General features: G+C 68.1%; 2 protein-coding genes. One reads left to right on the top strand and one right to left on the bottom strand.

The window, feature by feature from the left end; translation table 11 throughout:
* Positions 1–1178, top strand: a 1178-nt coding sequence (locus ACZ5D2_RS40835; RefSeq protein WP_468936802.1) for an FG-GAP-like repeat-containing protein, incomplete at its 5' end; no start/stop codon positions are given.
* 90 nt (positions 1179–1268) lie between these two features.
* On the opposite strand, the gene ACZ5D2_RS40830 is transcribed toward ACZ5D2_RS40835, so the two are convergent.
* The coding region (locus tag ACZ5D2_RS40830) for an FG-GAP-like repeat-containing protein (protein ID WP_468936799.1) at positions 1269–2635 on the bottom strand (1367 nt) is incomplete at its 5' end.

The raw sequence follows: 2635 nt of genomic DNA, 5'->3' as shown, positions 1-2635 counted from the left end.
AACTCACCGCGGCCGGGTACGGCCGCACCAAGACCGAGTGGGTACCGGACAAGCTCCACACCGGCATCTTCACCCTCAACTCCACCACGTCCACCACCCTCGCCATCACCGGCAAGGGCACCGACGTCCTGTGCAAGGGCGACACCGGCGGACCGCTCCTCAACGCCTCCGGCCAGCTCACCGCCATCAACTCCCGCTCCTGGCAGGGCCGCTGCCTCGGCACCCCCGCGACCGAGACCCGCACGGGCGCCACCTCCACCCGCACCGACGACCTCACCCAATGGATCAGGACCACGACCTACCGCGCTCCGGCGACGTCCAGCGACTTCAACGGTGACGGCAAGACCGACCTCGCCCTCACCGGCGGCCAGGGCTGGACCTGCCTGCCGGTGGCGATGTCCAAGGGCGACGCCACGTTCAACGTCTCCTGCAATGCTCCCGGCATGGACTGGGGCAACTGGGCGGCGACGCCGAACGTGAAGGTCGTCAAGGGCGACTTCAACGGCGACGGCAAGACCGACCTCGCCCTCACCGGCGGCGGCCCGGACTGGAACTGCCTGCCGGTGGCGATGTCCAAGGGCGACGGCAGCTTCAACGTCTCCTGCAACGCTCCCGGCATGGACTGGGGCTACTGGGCCGCGACGCCGAACGTCAAGGTCATGTCCGGTGACCTCAACGGCGACGGCAAGACCGACCTCGCCCTCACCGGCGGCCCGGACTGGAACTGCCTGCCCGTCGCGATGTCCAAGGGCGACGGCAGCTTCAACGTCTCCTGCAACGCTCCCGGCCTGTCCTGGGGTGGCTGGGCAGCTGAGACCGGCGTGAAGGTCGTCTCCGGTGACCTCAACGGCGACGGCAAGACCGACCTCGCCCTCACCGGCGGCCCGGGCTGGACCTGCCTGCCGGTGGCGATGTCGAAGGGCGACGGCAGCTTCAACGTCTCCTGCAACGCTCCCGGCATGGACTGGGGTGGCTGGGCCGCGACGCCGAACGTCAAGGTCATGTCCGGTGACCTCAACGGCGACGGCAAAACCGACCTCGCCCTCACCGGCGGCCCGGACTGGAACTGCCTGCCCGTCGCGATGTCCAAGGGCGACGGCAGCTTCAACGTCTCCTGCAACGCTCCCGGCCTGTCCTGGGGTGGCTGGGCAGCTGAGACCGGCGTGAAGGTCGTCTAGTTGGCACACCGACACACCGATGAGGAGGCCGCCCCTCGGCTTGCCGAGGGGCGGCCTCCGGTACGACCGCGAACGAGGGGACGCTACGTGCTACGGAAGCTGGATCGCGTTCCAGTCCCAGCCTGCGCCGGCGGGGACGGTAGTGCTGGAAGTGAAGGGCTGGATGTGACCGGCGCCGTCCGCGAGGCCGGTGAACATCTTGATCGAGCCGTCGCCGAAGCGGTACATCATCGCGAGGTCGGTGCGGCGGTCCCCGTTGAAGTCACCCGAAACGACCTTCATGGAGGCACGGTCCCAGCTGCTGGCGGGGACGGTATAGCCGACCGTGAAGTCGCCGAAACCACCACCGGTGTTGCCGAGAGCCGTGTAGAAGCCAATCGAGCTGTCGGCGTGGTGATAGGTCATGATCGCGTCGGCTCGGCCGTCACCGTTGGCGTCGCCGGCGTGGAGCTGGATCGCGTTCCAGTCCCAGCCTGCGCCGGCGGGGACGGTGGTGCTGGAAGTGAAGGGCTGGATGTGACCGGCGCCGTCCGCGAGGCCGGTGAACATCTTGATCGAGCCGTCGCCGAAGCGGTACATCATCGCGAGGTCGGTGCGGCGGTCCCCGTTGAAGTCACCCGAAACGACCTTCATGGAGGCACGGTCCCAGCTGCTGGCGGGGACGGTATAGCCGACCGTGAAGTCGCCGAAACCACCACCGGTGTTGCCGAGAGCCGTGTAGAAGCCAATCGAGCTGTCGGCGTGGTGATAGGTCATGATCGCGTCGGCTCGGCCGTCACCGTTGGCGTCGCCGGCGTGGAGCTCGATGGCGTTCCAGTCCCAGCCTGCGCCGGCGGGGACGGTGGTGCTGGAAGTGAAGGGCTGGATGTGACCGGCGCCGTCCGCGAGGCCGGTGAACATCTTGATCGAGCCGTCGCCGAAGCGGTACATCATCGCGAGGTCGGTGCGGCGGTCCCCGTTGAAGTCACCCGAAACGACCTTCATGGAGGCACGGTCCCAGCTGCTGGCGGGGACGGTATAGCCGACCGTGAAGTCGCCGAAACCACCACCGGTGTTGCCGAGGGCCGTGTAGAAGCCAATCGAGCTGTCGGCGTGGTAGTAGGTCATTACGGCGTCCGACCGGCCGTCACCGTTCAGATCGTTCTGCACGCCAGGGCGGACCGTGTCCTGTATCCACTGGGTGAGGTCGTCGGTGCGGGTGGAGGTGGCGCCCGTGCGGGTCTCGGTCGCGGGGGTGCCGAGGCAGCCGCCCTGCCAGGAGCGGGAGTTGATGGCGGTGAGCTTGCCGGAGGCGTTGAGGAGCGGTCCGCCGGTGTCGCCCTTGCACAGGACGTCGGTGCCCTTGCCGGTGATCGCGAGGGCGGTGGACGTGGTGGAGTTGAGGGTGAAGATGCCGGTGTGGAGCTTGTCCGGTACCCACTCGGTCTTGGTGCGGCCGTACCCGGCCGCGGTGAGTT

It is taken from the genome of Streptomyces sp. NPDC031479, assembly GCF_055581065.1.
This window is presented reverse-complemented; position numbering and strand designations above follow the sequence as displayed.